16 protein-coding genes are annotated in these 17,441 nt (G+C 74.7%); 7 read left to right on the forward strand and 9 right to left on the reverse strand.

The genetic code is table 11. The annotated features are described in order from the left end of the window. Positions 1 to 3 precede the first annotated feature (3 nt). A complete protein-coding gene (locus DN051_RS10310) occupies positions 4 to 732 on the forward strand; it encodes a hypothetical protein (protein ID WP_053759222.1) in 729 nt (242 codons plus the stop codon). Here DN051_RS10310 and DN051_RS10315 read toward each other — a convergent pair. Beyond that, the gene (locus tag DN051_RS10315) at positions 719 to 1,144 is read right to left on the reverse strand and encodes an NUDIX hydrolase (protein ID WP_053759221.1); all 426 of its coding nucleotides are present in this window, start codon (positions 1,142 to 1,144) and stop codon (positions 719 to 721) included. The two genes, DN051_RS10310 and DN051_RS10315, sit on opposite strands and share 14 nt — an antisense overlap. Positions 1,145 to 1,428: 284 nt before the next feature. Continuing rightward, positions 1,429 to 3,162: a DUF2264 domain-containing protein gene (locus DN051_RS10320; protein ID WP_112438564.1), complete on the reverse strand. Its 1,734-nt coding sequence runs from the start codon at positions 3,160 to 3,162 to the stop codon at positions 1,429 to 1,431. A 152-nt stretch (positions 3,163 to 3,314) separates the two neighbouring features. Here DN051_RS10320 and mmuM point away from each other — a divergent pair, with 152 nt between their 5' ends. After that, positions 3,315 to 4,256, forward strand: a complete 942-nt coding sequence (gene mmuM / locus DN051_RS10325) for a homocysteine S-methyltransferase (RefSeq protein ID WP_112438565.1) — start codon at positions 3,315 to 3,317, stop codon at positions 4,254 to 4,256. A 168-nt stretch (positions 4,257 to 4,424) separates the two neighbouring features. On the opposite strand, the gene DN051_RS10330 is transcribed toward mmuM, so the two are convergent. The 4 genes from DN051_RS10330 to DN051_RS45010 form a co-directional block, all read right to left on the reverse strand. Next, positions 4,425 to 6,017 carry a carboxylesterase/lipase family protein gene (locus DN051_RS10330; RefSeq protein ID WP_199314914.1) on the reverse strand — a complete coding sequence of 531 codons (1,593 nt, stop codon included), beginning with the start codon at positions 6,015 to 6,017 and terminating at the stop codon, positions 4,425 to 4,427. Between the two features lie 231 nt (positions 6,018 to 6,248). Beyond that, positions 6,249 to 7,886 carry a serine/threonine-protein kinase gene (locus DN051_RS10335; protein WP_112438566.1) on the reverse strand — a complete coding sequence of 546 codons (1,638 nt, stop codon included), beginning with the start codon at positions 7,884 to 7,886 and terminating at the stop codon, positions 6,249 to 6,251. Positions 7,887 to 8,063: 177 nt separating this feature from the next. Further along, positions 8,064 to 8,729: a ThuA domain-containing protein gene (locus DN051_RS10340; protein WP_112438567.1), complete on the reverse strand. Its 666-nt coding sequence runs from the start codon at positions 8,727 to 8,729 to the stop codon at positions 8,064 to 8,066. Positions 8,730 to 8,749: 20 nt separating this feature from the next. After that, positions 8,750 to 8,914 (reverse strand): hypothetical protein, encoded by a 165-nt coding sequence (locus DN051_RS45010; RefSeq protein ID WP_162624902.1) that lies wholly within the window; start codon positions 8,912 to 8,914, stop codon positions 8,750 to 8,752. Here DN051_RS45010 and DN051_RS10345 point away from each other — a divergent pair. Both DN051_RS10345 and DN051_RS10350 read left to right on the forward strand, forming a co-directional pair. Continuing rightward, positions 8,907 to 9,539 carry a VOC family protein gene (locus DN051_RS10345; RefSeq protein ID WP_053759216.1) on the forward strand — a complete coding sequence of 211 codons (633 nt, stop codon included), beginning with the start codon at positions 8,907 to 8,909 and terminating at the stop codon, positions 9,537 to 9,539. The genes DN051_RS45010 and DN051_RS10345 overlap by 8 nt on opposite strands. Positions 9,540 to 9,635: 96 nt before the next feature. Beyond that, complete coding sequence (locus tag DN051_RS10350) at positions 9,636 to 10,040, forward strand: VOC family protein (protein WP_053759215.1); 405 nt, start codon at positions 9,636 to 9,638, stop codon at positions 10,038 to 10,040. Here DN051_RS10350 and DN051_RS10355 read toward each other — a convergent pair. Both DN051_RS10355 and DN051_RS10360 read right to left on the reverse strand, forming a co-directional pair. Then, positions 10,026 to 10,706: a helix-turn-helix transcriptional regulator gene (locus DN051_RS10355; RefSeq protein ID WP_112438568.1), complete on the reverse strand. Its 681-nt coding sequence runs from the start codon at positions 10,704 to 10,706 to the stop codon at positions 10,026 to 10,028. The two genes, DN051_RS10350 and DN051_RS10355, sit on opposite strands and share 15 nt — an antisense overlap. A 63-nt stretch (positions 10,707 to 10,769) precedes the next feature. Further along, positions 10,770 to 11,774 carry an AraC family transcriptional regulator gene (locus DN051_RS10360; RefSeq protein WP_053759213.1) on the reverse strand — a complete coding sequence of 335 codons (1,005 nt, stop codon included), beginning with the start codon at positions 11,772 to 11,774 and terminating at the stop codon, positions 10,770 to 10,772. An 81-nt stretch (positions 11,775 to 11,855) separates the two neighbouring features. Between DN051_RS10360 and DN051_RS10365 the strand changes: the two genes are divergently transcribed. Then, positions 11,856 to 12,686, forward strand: coding sequence for an NAD(P)H-binding protein (locus tag DN051_RS10365; RefSeq protein WP_053759212.1), 831 nt, complete (start codon positions 11,856 to 11,858; stop codon positions 12,684 to 12,686). A gap of 150 nt (positions 12,687 to 12,836) precedes the next feature. Here DN051_RS10365 and DN051_RS10370 read toward each other — a convergent pair whose 3' ends face one another. Continuing rightward, positions 12,837 to 13,982 (reverse strand): YihY/virulence factor BrkB family protein, encoded by a 1,146-nt coding sequence (locus DN051_RS10370; protein ID WP_053759211.1) that lies wholly within the window; start codon positions 13,980 to 13,982, stop codon positions 12,837 to 12,839. A 109-nt stretch (positions 13,983 to 14,091) separates the two neighbouring features. On the opposite strand from DN051_RS10370, the gene DN051_RS10375 reads away from it, so the two are divergent. Beyond that, on the forward strand, positions 14,092 to 15,741 hold the full coding sequence (locus DN051_RS10375) for an acyl-CoA dehydrogenase family protein (protein ID WP_053759210.1): 1,650 nt from the start codon (positions 14,092 to 14,094) through the stop codon (positions 15,739 to 15,741). Between the two features lie 327 nt (positions 15,742 to 16,068). Next, complete coding sequence (locus DN051_RS10380; protein WP_199314915.1) at positions 16,069 to 17,352, forward strand: GAF domain-containing protein; 1,284 nt, start codon at positions 16,069 to 16,071, stop codon at positions 17,350 to 17,352. Positions 17,353 to 17,441 lie beyond the last annotated feature (89 nt).

The raw sequence follows: 17,441 nt of genomic DNA on the forward strand, positions 1-17,441 counted from the left end.
CGCATGGGCGGTCGACAGGTCCTGGCGGCACGGCGGCTGCTCGCCGAGACGCTGGACGGCGCACCGCCCGAGGACGAACTGGTCGCCTCGGCCCGGGACGTCGTCGCCGAACTCGGGCGTACCGACCGGCTGTTGGAGCTGATCGCCGAACTCGCCTCCGGCGAGGGCGATCCGGAGGGCTGCGCACGGCTGTCGTACCGGCACGTCCTCGGCTTCGACAAGCTGCTGCTGATCGACGGCGGCCCGCGGCACATGCTGCGCGCCCACCTGTGGCACCCGGGTGCGGGCGCCGTCGGTGAGGAGGACATCCACAACCACCGCTGCGCGCTGGCCTCCCACGTCGTACGCGGCCGGCTCGCGATGGAGCTGTACGAGACCTGCCGCCCCGAGGACGGCATCCGGGCCGAACGCTACGAGGAGTCACTGGCGGCCGGCACCGCCGACTGGCGGCTGCGCCGCGTCGGACCGGCGCGGCTGCGGCTGACCCATGTCGGACGGTACGCCGAGGGCAGCGGGTACGCCCTGCCCGCGCACACCCTGCACCGGGCGTGGTGCGACACGAACGTCCCGACGGTGACGCTGTTCCTGGAGACCGGCCGTGAACGGCGCGGCCACACCGATGTGTTCACGGCAGCGGGACCGCATCCGGGCGCGGTGGCCAAGGTGCCGCTGGACACCCGGGACTACCTGGGTGCGCTGAACGGCCTGGCGGAGCTGCTCAGAAGCTCGTGAGTGCCTGTCGTACGACGTCGAGGTTGTAGTCGTCGATGGCGACGCCGGTCAGCTCGTCGGGCCGCAGCCACGCGTGCGCCTGATCCGGCCGGGGCAGGACGACGTCCACGGAGAGCGGCCTGACGAGGAAGTTCTCCTGCCAGTTCTTGATCTCGTGGCCCCGGTAGTCGCTGACGAAGGAGGACTCGCCGACCTTGCGGACGATCTCGCCGCGCAGCCCGGTCTCCTCCTTCAGCTCCCGCAGCGCACCGTCCGCGGCGCTCTCGTGCGGCTCGAGCTTTCCGCACGGCACGCCCCACACCCGGGGCAGGAACCGCTCGGTCTCGCTGCGGCGCACCAGCAGCACCCGGCCCTCGTCGTCCATGACGACAGCGGCCGCCAGTCGCTTGTCGCCGGGGATGTCCATGGTCATGGTCGCCTCGGTCCCTCGGTCCTGTCGTCCGCGCCGGAGATGAGTCCATTGGGTCTGATACCCGCGAAAGCCTCAACGCTACCAGCCCGCCCGTCACAACGCCGTGCCTACGGTCTCGTCCCGCGCACGTCCATGAGCGCTTCCGGAGGGCGCTCACACACGACGGCGGCGTTCCCCGGGCGGGGGCGCTCGCCACCGCGGCCGCGTCGATCCGGCCCGCGGCGAAAAGCCCCCGCGGCGGCCCCGCACCACACCTCGTCAGGTCACCGGTCTCCGATCTCCGGTCACGGGTTTCCGGTCACCTGGGGCGGCACGGTCCGGACGGACGGCTCCGACAGGGCTGACGGCTCGTCCGGCACCGTGAACCGGAAACGCCGTTCCGTGCCCGTTGCCCAGCGCACCACCAGCTCGCAGGTGTCCTCCACCGTCACGGACACCAGCTCCCTCAGCGGCGGCGGGTCCGGGCGGGCGGTGAGCCGGGCCAGTGCGACGAACAGGCCCGACGGTCCGGTCACGGTACCGGTGAGGGCGTCGTCGAGCCCGAAGACCGGCAGCAGTTCGGACCGCGCGCCGTCGCGCGCCGCCCACCCGGTGATCCGCACCGGCGTCCCGGCCGCGGCGCCGGTCACCAGGTGCGCCCGCACCTCCACCGCGCCCTCGGCGACGACCAGGTTCGTGACCCGGATCGCGTCCGCGACGGTGTGCCGGGAGGCGGCCCAGCCCTCCCCCGTCCCCAGCGGCTCGATCCCGGTCCGGCCGGCCCGGCCGCCGACGGTCACGCTGTTGTCGCAGGAGTCGGAGGGCCGGGTCACGGTCGAGTAGGCGAGGCGTGTGTAGTACGGGTCGTAGCGGACGTCCTCGCTGCCGTGATTGTGGAGGCGGACCAGTCCGTCCGAACGCGTCGACTGGATCAGCCAGTTGGGCGGGCCGACCGCAGTCACCGCGTCGGCGGCCTCCGTCGGGCCCGGGGCCTCGGTCGCGGTCCACACCTCGTGGCCGGGGGGCAGCAGGAGGCCGAGGAAGCCCTTGCTCGCCCAGTACGGCGACGCCGGGCCGGAGTAGTCCTGGAGCAGCGTCTCGTCGGGGCCGTGCCAGCCGGGGGTCAGCAGGCCCCGCTCGTCCACCGCGCCCCGCTCCAGGAAGTACCGCAGCGTGCCCGACGCCAGCCGCCGGGTCGTTCCGGCCGGCAGCGGGGTGCGGCCGGTGAGGGCCCCGAGCCACAGCGGGGCGGCCGTCGCGAACCGGTAGGTCAGGGAGCGGCCCTGGAGCACGGGGGCGCCGTCGGCGCCGAACAGCCGCGCGTGGTCGGCGAGATGGCGGCTCAGCCGGTCGCCGTACCGGTCCAGCAGGCCCTCGTCCTGCTCCAGCCAGGCGTGCAGCACCGGGTAGAGGTGCATCGCCCAGCCGTTGTAGTAGTCGAACTTGCGGCCGTCTCCGTCGGTGTACCAGCCGTCCCCGAGGTACCACTGCTCGATGCGCTCCAGACCGCGCTCGACCGCCGTACGGCAGGCCCGCGTCTCGTGGCCGATCTCGCGGAGGAAACCGCCGACCGTGACCGGGAACAGCTCCCAGTTGCACGGCCAGGCCCGCGCCGTGAGCGCGTCGGACAGCCAGGCCGCGGCGCGGCCGCGCACCGCGTCGTCCAGGCGGTCCCACAGCAGTTCCCTGGTCAGTCGCAGGGCGAGGGCGATCGACGCCGCCTCGACCAGCGGCTGGGACCGGTCCTCGATGCGGGGCCAGACGCCCGAGACGCCGGCGGCCAGGCCCGCCGCGTACCGCTCCAGGACGTTCTCGTCCCGGCGGAAGGCGGCCAGCAGCAGGGTGCGGGCGTAGCCCTCCAGACCGTCGGAGAGGCGGCCGGACCGGCTGGTGTGCTCGCCGGGCAGGTCGTAGAGGGCGAGATCGTCGCCGGCGTACGGCTCCACCGCGGCCAGCAGGGCGTCGGCCGCCGCCTCCCAGTGCGCGCGGGTGTAGCCGGTGTACGGGCTCAGGACGCGGTCGTCCCGGGGCAGATCCATGGCTGGCGGTTCCCTTCCGGCCGGGCCTGGGCCGCCCCGGTTCCGGTCGGGGCGGCCCAGGTGTCCATCCCACCCCTGTCCCGCCCCCGGGCACCAGATGCCGGGCGCAGGTTCCGGACGCGGCTGCGGCGGGTGTCGACTAGCGTCGTCGCATGACCGGCAACGCCCCTGCCGTCGACGGCTCCCCCTCCCTCGCCGACGCCCTCGCCGAAGGGACCGTCGTGCTCGACGGCGGCATGTCCAACCAGCTGGAGTCGGCCGGGTACGACCTGGCGGACGCGCTGTGGTCGGCGCGGCTGCTCGCCGAGCGGCCCGAGGCGGTCGTCGAGGCGCACCTCGCCTACTGCCTCGCGGGCGCGGACGTCGCGACCACCGCCAGCTACCAGGCGACCTTCGAAGGCTTCGCCGGGCGCGGCATCGGGCCCGACCGGGCGGCCGGGCTCCTGCGGCTGAGCGTGGCGGCGGCCCGCGAAGCGACGTCGCGCGCACGGGAGCGGGGCGTGCGGCGTCCGCTGTGGGTGGCCGCCTCGGTCGGGCCGTACGGGGCGATGCTCGCGGACGGTTCGGAGTACCGGGGCCGCTACGGGCTCTCCGTGGCCGAGCTGGAACGCTTCCACCGGCCCCGCGTGGCGGCGCTGGTGGCCGCCGCGCCCGACGTCCTCGCCCTGGAGACGGTCCCGGACACCGACGAGGCGGAGGCGCTGGTGCGGACGGTGCGCGGACTCGGGGTGCCGGCCTGGCTGTCGTACACCGTGGCCGGCGGCCGCACTTGCGCCGGGCAGCCGTTGGAGGAGGCCTTCGCCGTGGCCGCCGACGCGGACGAGGTGATCGCCGTGGGGGTCAACTGCTGCGCCCCCGAGGACGTGGAGCACGCCGTCGCCGTCGCGGCGCGGGTCACCGGAAAGCCGGTGGTGGCCTACCCGAACAGCGGGGAGGCCTGGGACGCCCGGGCGCGGGCCTGGAGCGGTGGCCGCACCTTCGCACCCGCGCAGGTCGAGGGCTGGCGGGCGGCCGGGGCCCGGCTGATCGGCGGCTGCTGCCGGGTGGGACCGGAGACGATCGCCGCCGTCGCGGCGACACTGGCGGCTGGGTGAGCGGCTCGTCCTGCGGACGGCGGGGTGAGCGGGCTCGTCCCGCAGGCGGCGGGGTGAGCGGGCTCATCCCACAAGCCGCAACGTGAACGGGCTCGTACCACAAGCCGCAACGTGAACGGGCTCGTACCACAAGCCGCAACGTGAACGGGCTCGTACCACGGGCGGCGGTCAGTGTCCGCGGACTGCGCCGCGGCGCAGCAGTCGTACGACCGAACGCAGTTCCGCGCCACGGCCGGCGGCACCGTCCTCCGGGACCGGCACGGGCGGTGCGGACGCGCGGGCGGCGGCGTCGGCCGCCCACAGGTCGAACTCCCCGTCGCGCGGGCCGTGCACCGTGCGCGGCTCGCCGTCCCCGAGGATCCGCACCGGGTGCGAGGTGTCCCACGCCTGCCAGCCCGGATCGCCGTCCACGGCGAAGCGCACCCACGCCGAGTGCATCTCCTCGGCCAGTTCCCGCGGCGCGCCCCAGCCGGAGAGTTTGGCCGACTCGGGCACCTCGCCGGTGTCGAAGACGAAGCCGAGTTCCAGCGCGTGGCAGGCGCCGAGGCCGGGCCGCAGCGAGGGCCAGGCGAACTCGTAGACGTACGACGATCCGGGGCGGGCCTCGGCGAGCCGGTGCAGCGGGATGCGCAGCAGGTGGTCGGTGACGAGCTGGCCGACGATCTCGGCGGTGCCGGCCTCGGGGTGCAGGGCGCGGTAGCCGCGCGGCACCTCGTGCCCGCAGCGGCAGCGGGCCATCGCGCCGGCCAGGGCGACCGCGCCGAGCCGGTCGACCCGCTCCAGCAGCCCGCCGGGCACCAGCCACAGCCGGTACTCGTCACGGGTCCAGCCCATGAGCAGTTCGGCGCCCACGGCGGCGTCGCCCTCGACCAGCGCCTGAAGCGGATCGCGCGGGACGAGGTCCCCGTCGACGACGATGCCGAAGGCGGGTCCGCCCAGGATCGGGCTGCTGAGGCGGCCGGCCTCCGCCTGGGCGCGCAGCAGCACCTCGCGGTCGACGGCGGCGAACGCCTCGGCGGTGGCCGGCACCTTCAGCCGGGCCGCCATCCGGCGCACCATCCGCCGCACCTTGTCCCGGTCGGCGGCCTCGGGCGGCCCGCTCTGCAGGACCGCCCGGTGGAACAGGCCCTGTGCCTGCGGGGCGGCGATGAGGGCACCGACGCTGATCGCCCCGGCGGACTGGCCGGCCAGGGTCACCCGGCCCGGGTCGCCGCCGAAGGCCCCGATCGACTCGTGCACCCAGCGCAGCGCGGCGAGCTGGTCGCGCAGGCCGGGGTTGGCGGGCGCGTCCGGGAACAGCCCGTAGCCCTCGACGCCCAGCCGGTAGTTGACGGAGACGAGGACGACGCCGTCGCGGGCGAAGGTGCGTCCGTCGTACACCGGCACACCGGAGGATCCCCTGGTCAGGGCGCCGCCGTGCAGCCAGACGAGGACCGGGAGCCGGGCGGCGGGGCCCGGCTGCGGGGTCCACACGTTCAGGTTGAGGCATCCGTCGCCGGGGACGACCGGGTCGGCGAGGTACTCGGCGAACGCCTCGGAGTACGGCGGTTGCGGCGCCGTCGGCCCGAACGCGCCGGCGTCCCGCGCACCGTCCCACGGGTCGGGCGGAACGGGCGGCCGGAACCGGTGCGGGCCGAACGGGGGCGCGGCGTAGGGGATGCCCCGGAAGACGGCGACCCCGTCTTCGCGCCGGCCGCGGACCGCTCCGTACGGCGTCCGCACCACGGGGCCCGCCGGGTCTTCCGTGCCTGCCGCCGTCATCCGCCCACCAGCCCTTCGCCGCGCTCGTGCACCGTTCAGATCAGAGCACCACATCGCTCGCCCGAATTCCGGTGCCCGAGCCGCTTCGGCGCCTGTTTGGCGTACTCCGGGTGCCGCGGCGGCCGGGTCGAAGTGGTCGTGGCGCCGGACGAGTTCACCGCGCCCGCGGGCCGCCGTCCGAAGAGTCTCCCCGGCCGGGCCGACCCGCGGGCGGGCGCATCCCGCTCTGCCTCACCGCTTCTTGTCGGCCCGCCAGACCGTCATGTCCGCGGTCAGGAAACTGACGCCGCTGTCGGGCAGCGCGGTCGACTTCACCTGGACGACGAGCAGCGCGATCGTTCCGGAGGGGTGCTTCACGCAGATCTCGCTGCCGGCCGCGACGGCGGCCAGCTGAAGCTCGTGCGCCTCGGCTCCGGCGAGCAGCGAACGGCACGATGCGTAGGTGGCCCCCGGCCGCTCGGAGTAGAGCAAGCTGATCACACTGGTGTCGCTCTCCAGCGCGCAGCCGTCGTCGTCGCAGCGGAAGCGGATGTCCCCCTTGCGGTCGTCGCGTTGGCCCGCGTCCTCGATGCCCAGTGAGTTCTCCTCGTCCAGCCACTGGCCCGCGTGCGGCTCGGGCTGCGGGGTCCCGCGTGCCGCCGAGGGGGGCGAGGCGCCCGCCGCCCTGCCCCGGGCGGCGGAGTCGGCGTCGGACGACGACCCGGCTGCCGATCCCGACGACGAGGACGTCGACGACCGGGTGTCCTCGGCGGCGTCGGTGGTCCGGGAGGTGGCCGCGTTCCGTTCGGAGGACCGGCCGGTCAGGTCCGTCACCGTCCAGGCCAGGCCCGTCAGCACCAGCGCGCCCGCCGCCGCGGCGGCCGTGACCATCGCGATCCGCCGTCGGCGGGGGCGCCGCCCGGCCGGTACCGGCCGCTGCGGCCGGGTGGTGAACGCCAGCGTGTGCGCGGAGGCTGGGGCGGCCACCGCCGGGGGCGGCACCGGCACCGGCACCGGCGGCCCCGTGACCTCGGACCAGACTGCCGGGCCCGCGCCGACGTCCTCCCCGAGCCGCTGCCGGCACCACTGGAGGATCTCGGCGAGGGTGGCCCGCTCACCGGGTTCGGCGGCCAGGCACCGGCCGATCAGCGGACGGAGCGGCTCCGGCAGCAGGGACAGGTCGGGCTCCGAGTGCACGATCCGGTAGAGCACGCTGACCGAGGGTCCGTCCCCGTACAGGGGCTCGCCCAGGGCCGCGAACGCCGCCGTCTGGCCGAGCGCGAAGACATCGGTCGCCGCGGTGACCTCGCCGCCGGACGCCTGCTCGGGGGCCATGAACTGGGGGGTGCCGACGGCGGTACCCGTGGCCGTGTGCGCGGTGAGGTCGGCCGCCACCGAGATACCGAAGTCGATCACTCGCGGCCCGTCGGCGGCCAGCAGCACGTTCGACGGCTTGAGATCGCGGTGCACGATGCCCACGTCGTGGATGGCCTGGAGCGCCTCGGCCACCCCCGCCACCAGCGACAGCACCGCCGGCACCGGCAGCGGTCCGCGCCGGGCGACGGCCTCGGCCAGGGACGGTCCGGGCACGTACAGCGTGGCCAGCCAGGGCGGTACGCCGTCCGGGTCGGCGTCGATCAGTTCGGCGGTGTACGCGCCGCGGACCCGCCGGGCCGCCTTGATCTCCCGTCCGAACCGCCGCCGGAAGGCGGGGTCGTCGGCGAGCTCCGGCCGGACCACTTTGATCGCCACGGGACGGCCGCCCTGCGTGTGCGACAGATAGACCCGGCCCATGCCGCCCGCGCCCAGCCGCGCGGCGAGGCGGTAACCGGCCACCACCGGCGGATCGTCCGCCTGCAAGGGCCGGAACACCTCGGTCGCGTCGTGCATCGGTCCTCAGCCCCCAGATCCCCTGAACCCCAGGTCCCCGATCCTCCGATCCGATCCGGGTCGAGCCGGTTCGGACCAGAACCGATCCGGTCCGAAGCGATCCAATCAGTCGATGATCAGACGGCAGCCTAATCGGTGTGCCGGGACCTTTGGCCGGGAGGAGTTCCGCCGCACCGGCTACGCCGAGTCCTCCCGGGCCCACCGTCCGGCGGCCCAGGCGATCCCGCCCCGCAGATGGGCGAGGAAGCCGGGGTCGCGGTACGCCTCACGGGCATGGCCCAGCGCGGTGTAGAACACACGGCCCGCGCCCCGCTCGTGGCACCAGGCCAGCGGATGGTCCGCGCCCATCCCGCCGCCCTCGTAGGAGGACTCGTCGGCCGAGAGCAGGACGCGGACCGAGCCGCGCGGGCTGGTCAGGAAGTCGTACCACTCGTCGGTGAAGTCCCAGACGGCCGGCAGGTGCCGAGTCGCGGGGTGGTCGCGGTCCTCGACGAGCGCCCTGCCCGGCTGGTACGCGGGATGCCGGGCGAACCGGGCGCCGAGCAGTTCGCCGTAGTACGGCCAGCCGTACTCGGTGCAGGCCGCCGCGTGCACGCCGACGAAGCCGCCGCCCGCCTCCACGTAGGCGGCGAGCCGCGCGCGGCCGGGCGGTGTCAGCACCTCGCCGCTGGTGGAGAGGAAGACGACGGCGGCGTATCCGTCGAGCGGGACCTCCAGGGCCGCGGGGTCCTCGGTGTGGTCGACCTCGAACCCGGCGAGGCCGCGTACGGCGGCCACCGCGTCCGGTATGGAGTCGTGCCGGTAGTCGGTGGTGCGGGTGTGGACGAGCAGCCGGGATGCCATGGTGGACGAGCCTAGGCAAATCAGCGGTCGGCACGGAGCCGGATCAGGGCGCCGGCCCGCACCGAGGGGTGCACCACGGGGAATCCGTCCGCGCCGCGCACGCCGACGGACTGCCGGGCCCCCTCCCGGCGCTGTGCCGTTCCACGGGCGGGACGAGCTTGCGTAGCCTCGGTGACGATGAACACGATTCCGGCACACCTCGACCACCTCGTCCTCGCGACGCCCGATCTGGCCGCGACCGTCGCCGACTTCACCCGGCGCACGGGGGTGGAACCGGTACCCGGCGGCACGCACGTGGGTCTCGGCAGCCGCAACCACCTGATCGGTCTGGGCGGCACCGGTTATCTGGAGATCATCGGTCCGGACCCCGACCGGACCGCGCCCGCCGGACCGCGCCCCTTCGGGATCGACACGTTGCCGCGGGCGCGCACGCTGACCTGGGCGATCAGCCCTCCCGACCTGGACGCGGCCGTCGCGGCGGCCCGCGCGCGGGGATACGACCCCGGCCCGCCGCTCCCGATGAGCCGCCGCACGCCCGACGGCACCCTCCTGACCTGGCGCCTGACGGACGGGGCGGCCGCCCACCCCTCCGGTCTCGTCCCCTTCCTCATCGACTGGGGCGACTCGCCGCATCCCACGGCGTCGGACCTGCCCACCACGCCCCTGCTGTCCTTCTCGGCCACGGCTCCCGACCCCGACCGGATCCGCCCCCTGCTGCACGCCCTGGACACCGAACTGCCGCTGTCGCGGGGCCCGGTGGGGCTGGCCTTCACGGTGGACACCCCACGCGGGCCGGTGCGGTTCGGCTGAGTCGACCGTCCACCCCGGCGCGCCCCGCCGGGGCCGCGGCGCCAGGTGTCCGATTCGTTCAAGACTCCGGGCTGCCGGCCGGTCTACGGTCGCCGCATGAGTCCACGATTCGATGCCATCGGCCTGGTCGTCTCCGACATGGCCGCCTCCGTCGCCTTCTACCGCCGTCTCGGCTTCGCGTTCCCGGACGGGTCCGAGGAGCAGCCGCACGCGGAGGCCGAACTCCCCGGCGGGCAGCGACTGCTGTTCGACACCGAGGAGAGCGTGCGGTCCTTCCACCCCGGGTGGCGCCCGCCCACCGGCGGTGGCCGCGCCTCGATCGCGCTGCTCTGCGACGGTCCGGGTGAGGTCGACGCGGTGTACGAGGAGCTGGTGGCCGCCGGCCACCACGGGGAGCTCAAGCCGTGGGACGCCTTCTGGGGCCAGCGGTACGCCGTCCTGCACGACCCGGACGGCAACGGCGTCGACCTGTTCGCGCCCCTGCCGTCAGCGGGTCAGTAGGTCGCCCGGCGTCGTACCCGCCAAGTCCCGTACGTCCCTGGCCAGATGGGCCTGGTCCGCGAACCCGGCGCGGATCGCCGTGTCCGCGAGGGGCACGCCGCTCCGGGCCAGGGCCAGGGCCCGTTGCAGCCGCAGCACACGGGCCAGCGTCTTCGGGCCGTAGCCGAAGGCGGCGAGCGAGCGGCGGTGCAACCGGCGCACGCCGAGGCCGAGTTCGTCGGCGGTGGCGGCGACCGGGCGGCCCCCGTCCAGGGCCGCGACCACATGCCGCAGCACGGGGTCGGGCGGATCGGCCCCGGCTTCGAGACGCAGCGCCGCGTCCTCCAGGCCGCCCGCGGGATCGGCGGCCGCGTTCACCAGCGCGGTGAACCGCCGTACCCGTGCGGCCGGCCACAGGTCGGCGAGTTCGACCCGCCGGTCGCGGACCTCGTGGGCGGGCACGCCGAGCAGTGCGGGCGCGGTCCCCGGGTAGAAGCGGATGCCCGCCCAGGGGCCGTCCGTGCCGGAGGTGACGTGCGCGCGGGTGTCCGGGCCGGCGACGAGCAGTCGTCCCTCGTGCCAGAGCAGGTCCATGCAGCCGTCCGGCAGCACCCGCCCGGCACCGGACCCGGCCGGCGTGCTCCACACCACCGCGCCGTCCACCCGGGCCGCCCGCTCCGTGTACACGTACGCCAGGCTACGCCGGGAGCCCGAGTCCCCGGCCCGCCCGGCGACGGTCCGAGGGCCGAACTAGACCCCGGCCGCCCCGACGGTCGGCGTCGTCCGCCCGGTGCGCGTCCGGTGGTCCTGGGGGCTCACCCCGTACACCCGCTTGAAGGCGTTGGACAGGGCGAAGGCGCTGCCGTAGCCGACCTGGCGGGCGATGGCCTCCAGGGTGTCGTCGGTGTCCCGCAGCCGGTCGGCCGTCAGGGCGAGGCGCCAGCCGGTGAGGTAGGCCATCGGGGGTTCGCCGACCAGTTCGGTGAAGCGGCGGCCCAGCGCGGCCCGGGACACCCCGGCCCGCGCCGCCAGCGAGGCCACGGTCCAGGGGTGGGCGGGGTCGTCCTGGACGAGACGCAGCGCCCGGCCCACGACCGGGTCGGCCAGGGCCCGGTACCAGGCCGGTGCCTCCGCCTCGGGCCGGGCGAACCAGGCGCGCAGCGCTGCGATGACCAGCAGGTCCAGCAGCCGGTCCAGGACGACCTCCTGGCCCGGCTCGTCACGCGCGATCTCCTCCATGAGCAGCGGTGTGAGCGGGCAGCGCCACACCTGTGCGGACAGGGTCAGCAGCGGGGGCAGCGCGTCCAGCAGCCGACCGCTGATCTCGCCCTGCCACAGGTAGGTGCCGATCAGCATCACCGCCGAGCCGTCGGGCCGGTGGCCCCAGGTGCGCACACCGAGGTCCATGGAACCGTTCAGCGCGGTGCCGTCGGGGTAGCGGCATTCCGCGCCCGGCAGGATCAGGGCCTGCGGCGCCGTACCGGGGTCGTCGGCGCAGGTGTAGGGGTCGGGGCCGCGCGCGATCGCGAGGTCGCCGGGCCGCAGCCGCACCGGCTCCCCGCTGTCGGGGACGATCCAGGCGTCGCCGCGCACCGTCAGCATCACCGTCAGCGGCGCCCGGTCCTCCACCCGTACGGCCCACGGCGGGTCGAAGCACGCCCTGATCATGAAGGCGCCCCGCGCGCGGGGACCGTCCAGCAGGCCCGCGAGGGGGTCCCCCGGGGCGCGCGTGTTCGGGCGTGGGCGCGCGTCCATGGCGTCAGAGTAGACGCGCGCGCAGGGGAATGAGCCGTTCAGCGATGGGCTCCCGGCGGCCCGCGGCAGTTCACTTGAGACATGACGCGGAAAACGGACATGACAGTGGTGGTGACCGGCGCGTCCGGTCGTACGGGGAGCCGGGTCGCCTCGGCCGCGCGGGCCGCCGGGCTGACGGTGCGGCCCGCCTCGCGCGCCCAGGGCTTCGACTGGACGGACCGGTCGACATGGGCGCAGACGCTGCGGGACGCGGACGCCGCCTACCTGGTCCACCCCGGGGACGTGGGCTCCCCGGCCGCCACGCTGGCGGTCGGGCTGCTCGCGCACGAGGCGGTCTCCCTCGGCGTACGGCGGCTGGTGCTGCTGTCGGCGCGCGGCGAGGAACACGCCCGGCCGACCGAGGAGGCGCTGCGGGAGTCGGGCGCGGACTGGACGGTGGTGCGGGCCGCGTGGTTCATGCAGAACTTCAGCGAGGGGCCGCTGGTGGACGGGCTGCGCGGCGGTGAGCTGGTGTTTCCCGGTGGTGAGGTGCGTGAGCCGTTCGTCGACGTGCGGGACGTCGCGGACGTGGTGGTGGGCACCTTGCCGGCGGGCGACCGGTACGCGGGGCAGTCCGTCACCGTCTCGGGGCCGCGCCTGCTGTCCTTCGGGGAGGCGGTGGCGGAGATCGCGAAGGCGGCGGGCCGCGAGCTGGCCTACCGGCCGGTTTCGGCGCGGGAGTACGGCGCCCGGCTGGCCGGATTCGGGGTGCCGCCCGAGGAGGTCGAGCTGCTGGTGGACGTCTTCGACACGCTGCTCGACGGACGGAACGCGTATCTCTCGGACGGTGTGCGGCAGGTACTGGGGCGTGAGCCGCGGGACTTCGCGGAGTTCGCCGCCGAGGCCGCGGCGGCGGGCACGTGGCGGGGGTGAACCCGAGCTGCGGAGACGCGCGGCGAGCGTGAACCACCGCGGCGGCGGACGCCCGGCGGGGCGTGAACCACCGCGGCGGCGGGTGCGGGCCCGCCGGTCGTCCGGTGCGGGAGGGGCCCCGGCCCGCGCCCGGCGACGGGCGGGCCGCCCTCACCGGTTCGTGGGCGAGTCCTCCCCGCCGCCCCGCTGCGAGTTCTTCACCTGCGCGCGCAGCCGCGCGGTGAGGTCGTCGGGCGGCAGGAAGCGGGACCAGCGCTCCGGGAACTCGGAGGGCATGTCGGGGTCGTCCGGGTCGGCGGCCTCGCGGGCGGCGGCGGCACGGGCGACGTACTCGGCGACCTGCGCCTGGCGCAGCCGCTCGTTGGCCTCACGGGCGGCGGCCGTGGCGGCGGCCGGCCAGACCCGGTCGATCGCGGCGTTGACGGCGGCCCCGACCAGGACGGCGAACGCGGACACACCGATCCACAGCAGCACCGCGACGGCGGCGGCGAGCGAACCGTAGATCGTCGCCCCCTCCACGGTGTTGGTCAGGTAGATCCGCAGCAGGAAGCTGCCGAGCACCCACATGGCGAGCGCCACCAGGGCGCCCGGGACGTCCTCCACCCAGGGCGAGCGCACCGGTACCGACACGTGGTACAGCGTCGTCAGGAAGGCGATGGACAGGACCATCACCACGGGCCAGTACAGGACCTGCACGACCGTCGTCGACCACGGCAGGATCCGCACGACCGCGTCCGGTCCGGCCACCATCAGCGGCAGCGCGACCGAGCCGATCAGCAGCGCCACCAGGAACAGCAGGAACGCCATCAGCCGGGTCTTGACGATGCCGCGCACGCCGTCCAGGCCGTACATGACGGTGATGGTGTCGATGAAGACGTTCACGGCGCGGGAGCCCGACCACAGGGCGAACAGGAAGCCGATGGAGATGACGTCCGGGCGGCCGCCGTTCATCACGTCGTCCAGGATGGGCTGCGCGATCTGCTTCACGCCCTTGTCGGACAGGACCGTGCGCGACGCCTCCAGGAGGTTGGACTCCAGGCTGGAGATCGTGTCGGTGCCGGTCCAGTCGTCGACGTAGCCGAGCAGGCCGATCAGGCTGAGCAGCAGCGGCGGTACGGACAGCAGGGTGAAGAACGCGGCCTCGGCGGCCAGGCCGAGGATGCGGTACTCGATGCAGGAATTGACGGTGTCCTTGAGCAGCAGCCAGGCGGTCCTGCGTTTGGAGACGTTCCGGTACAGGGCGCGGGCCCGGTGGAGACGGCCGGACGGCTCGAGGGGTTCACTTGCTGACTGCACGACCCAAAGGTATCGGCCGGACGGGGGCGGGTTCATCCTGGTGGGACGGTGACCGGGGCACGGTGGCCGTGAGGTGCTCCCACCCCTACCGCGGGGTAGGTTCGCACTCATGGCGCGCAGCACCCACACCGTGACCAACCAGCCCCCACCGCTCGTCGGATACGACGTCTTCGGCGCCGACCGCGCCCTGGTGGCCGCCGTCGAACGGCATCTCGATCCCGCCGTGCGCGACGAGGCGCTGGGCGAGTTGTCGGCGCTCGGGCGGTCCGCCGGCTCGGCGCAGGTGCAGGAGTGGGCGGTGCAGGCCGACCGGAACCCGCCGACGCTGCGCACCCACGACCGCTACGGCCACCGGATCGACGAGGTCGAGTTCCATCCGGCCTGGCACCGGCTGCTGGGCAAGGGCGTCTCGGCGGGGCTGACCGCGGCCTGGGGCCGGCCCGGCGGGCAGGTGCGGCGGGCCGCCGGGTTCCTGGTGTGGACACAGGTCGACGCGGGCACCTGCTGTCCGCTGTCGATGACCCACGCGGCGGTGCCCGCGCTGCGCACGGATCCGGTGCTGGCCGCGGAGTGGGAGCCGCGGCTGACGTCCATGGTCTACGACCGTGATCTGCGGCCGGCCGAGCAGAAGGCCGGGGCGCTGTTCGGGATGGGCATGACGGAGAAGCAGGGCGGCAGCGACGTGCGGGCCGGCACGACGACGGCGCGGCCGCTGGCCGAGGACGGGACGTACGAGCTGACGGGGCACAAGTGGTTCTGCTCGGCGCCGATGTCGGACGGGTTCCTGGTGCTGGCCCAGGCGGCCGGCCCGTCCGGCGAGGGCGGCCCCACCTGTTTCCTCGTGCCGCGGGTGCTGCCGGACGGCGCGCGCAACGTCTTCCGGCTCCAGCGGCTGAAGGACAAGCTGGGCAACCGGTCCAACGCGTCGAGCGAGGTCGAGTTCGACGGGACCTGGGCCCGGCGGGTCGGTGCGGAAGGACGGGGCGTGCGGACCATCATCGAGATGGTCGCGGCGACCCGGCTCGACTGCGTCCTCGGCTCCGCGGGCCTGATGCGGCAGGCCGTCGCGCAGGCGGTCCACCACTGCGCCCACCGCGCGGCGTTCGGCGGAAAGCTGATCGACAAGCCGCTGATGCGCAATGTTCTGGCCGATCTCGCCCTGGAGTCGGAGGCGGCGACCACCCTCGGGCTGCGACTGGCCGCGGCCTGCGACGACGGGAGCGAGAGCGAGCGCGCGCTGCTGCGGCTGGCGGTGCCGGTGGCCAAGTACTGGGTGACCAAGCGCTGCGCCCCGGTGGCCGTGGAGGCCGCGGAGTGCCTGGGCGGCAACGGTTACGTGGAGGAGTCGGGCCTGCCCCGGCTGGTGCGCGAGTCACCGCTGAACTCGGTCTGGGAGGGTGCGGGCAACGTCCAGGCGCTGGACGTGCTGCGGGCGCTGCACCGCGAGCCGGAGGCGCTGAACGCGTATCTGACGGAGGTCGGCCTCGCGCGCGGCGCCGACCACCGTCTCGACGGGGCGATCAAGGGCATGCTGACCGAACTGGCCGATCTGGGGGGTGCCGAGGCCCGCGCGCGGCGGCTGGCCGAGCGGCTCGCGCTGGTGCTCCAGGGGTCGCTGCTGGTGCGGTTCGCGCCACCGGAGGTGGCCGACGCGTTCTGCGCCTCGCGGCTGGGCGGCGACGGCGGCGCCACCTTCGGGACGCTGCCGCCCACCCTGGACCTGGCGTCCGTGGTGGACCGGGCGCAACCGCTTGCCTGACGCTCCCGGCAGCACCGCTCCCGCGATCCGGTGCGGCGGGGATGTCAGCAGGGGTGGTGCTGCGCCGACACGGCACCACCCCTGCCCTCCTGGCCCGTCCAGGCCATGAACGCCGCACGGGCGACGTCGCTCAAGTTTCAAACACCGGGGGTCCGTTCACCAGGGTTGCAAGGGGTTGCAACTTTCTGGTCTCTGTGACCGGACTGTGCCCCTCCGTCATCGCCGGGCGGCAGTATGGGTCGGGCCATCAGGGTGCGACCGGAAACCGACCCCCGCGGGGGTTGACAGCCGGTCGTACACCAGGTCGAAACCGGGAGGACCTCAGTGATGCGGTCGTCGATCAACGTGACGCAGCTCGCCGCCGTCGACGCGACGCGGGCGGCCCGGGTGCTCAGCGAGGTGCGCGACGCCGCGCTCGCCGCGCAGCGCGCGGACCTCGCGCCCCGGCCGGTCATCGAGGAGTCCTGGGGACGCATGCTGCGCGGCGGGGTCGACCCGGACCACGACTTCAGATCCGGGCTGCTGCCCCCGGAGGAGATCCGCCGCCGTCGCGAGGAAACACCGCTGCGGCATGTGCTGCCGGTGCTCCGGGAGGGGCTCGTGTCGGTCGCGGACGCCGCCCACCACATCATGGTGGTGGCGGACGCCGAGGGCCGGGTGCTGTGGCGCGAGGGGAGTCCGGCGGTGCTGCGCAAGGCGGACGCGCTGGGGTTCCTGCTCGGCGCCGACTGGCGTGAGGAGGTCGTCGGCACCAACGGGGTGGGCACCCCGGCGGTGGCCCGGCGGCCCGTGCAGGTGTTCGCCGCCGAGCACTTCGTGCGCTCGCACGCCGCGTGGACGTGCGCCGGCGCGCCGATCACGGATCCGCGCGACGGCCGGCTGATCGGCGTGGTGGACGTCAGCGGCCCTCTGGAGACGATGCATCCGGCCACCCTCGCGTGGGTGGACTCGGTGGCCAAACTCGCCGAGGCACGGCTGCGGGAGCTGCACCTGAACACCCTGGAGCGGCTGCGCGCGGTGGCGGCACCCACGCTCGCCCGGCTGAACGGCCGGGCGCTGGTGGTGGACCGGGACGGCTGGACCGCCGCGGTGACGGGGATGCCGTACACCGGCCGGATCGCGCTGCCCAAGTCGCCGTCGACGGGCCGCAGGTGGCTGCCGGCGCTCGGGGTGTGCACGCTGGAGCCGCTGGCCGACGGGTGGCTGCTGCGGGCGGCCGACGAGCCGTCCTCCGGCGGCACCCGGATCGTGCTGGACCTGGGGCAGCCGCGCCGCCGGTCGGTGAAGGTCTCGGGCAGCGCGGGCTCCTGGACCCATGAACTGAGCCCCCGGCACGGCGAATTGCTGTTCCTGCTGGCCGAGCACCGGGCCGGGCGCAGCGCCGCCCAGCTGGCGCAGGACATGTTCGGCGATCCGGCCCGCAGGGTGACGGTGCGTGCCGAACTGTCGCGGGTCCGACGGTACCTCGGGGGTTTTCTGGAACACCGGCCGTATCGTTTCTGCGAACAGGCCGAGATCGATGTGGTCCTGCCGGCCGACCCCCGTGACCTGCTGCCGCACTCGACCGCGCCCGCGGTGCTCCGGGCCCGCGCGGCGGCGGCCATGCACTGACGGGGGGCCTTCACCGGGATTTCACCCGAGATGTCTTCCGGCGAGTTGCCGGGTCTTCGTCCGCGACACGGGGCACCTGCCGTAGCATC

Origin of the sequence: Streptomyces cadmiisoli (assembly GCF_003261055.1) — a bacterium.
GTDB classification, from domain to species: domain Bacteria; phylum Actinomycetota; class Actinomycetes; order Streptomycetales; family Streptomycetaceae; genus Streptomyces; species Streptomyces cadmiisoli.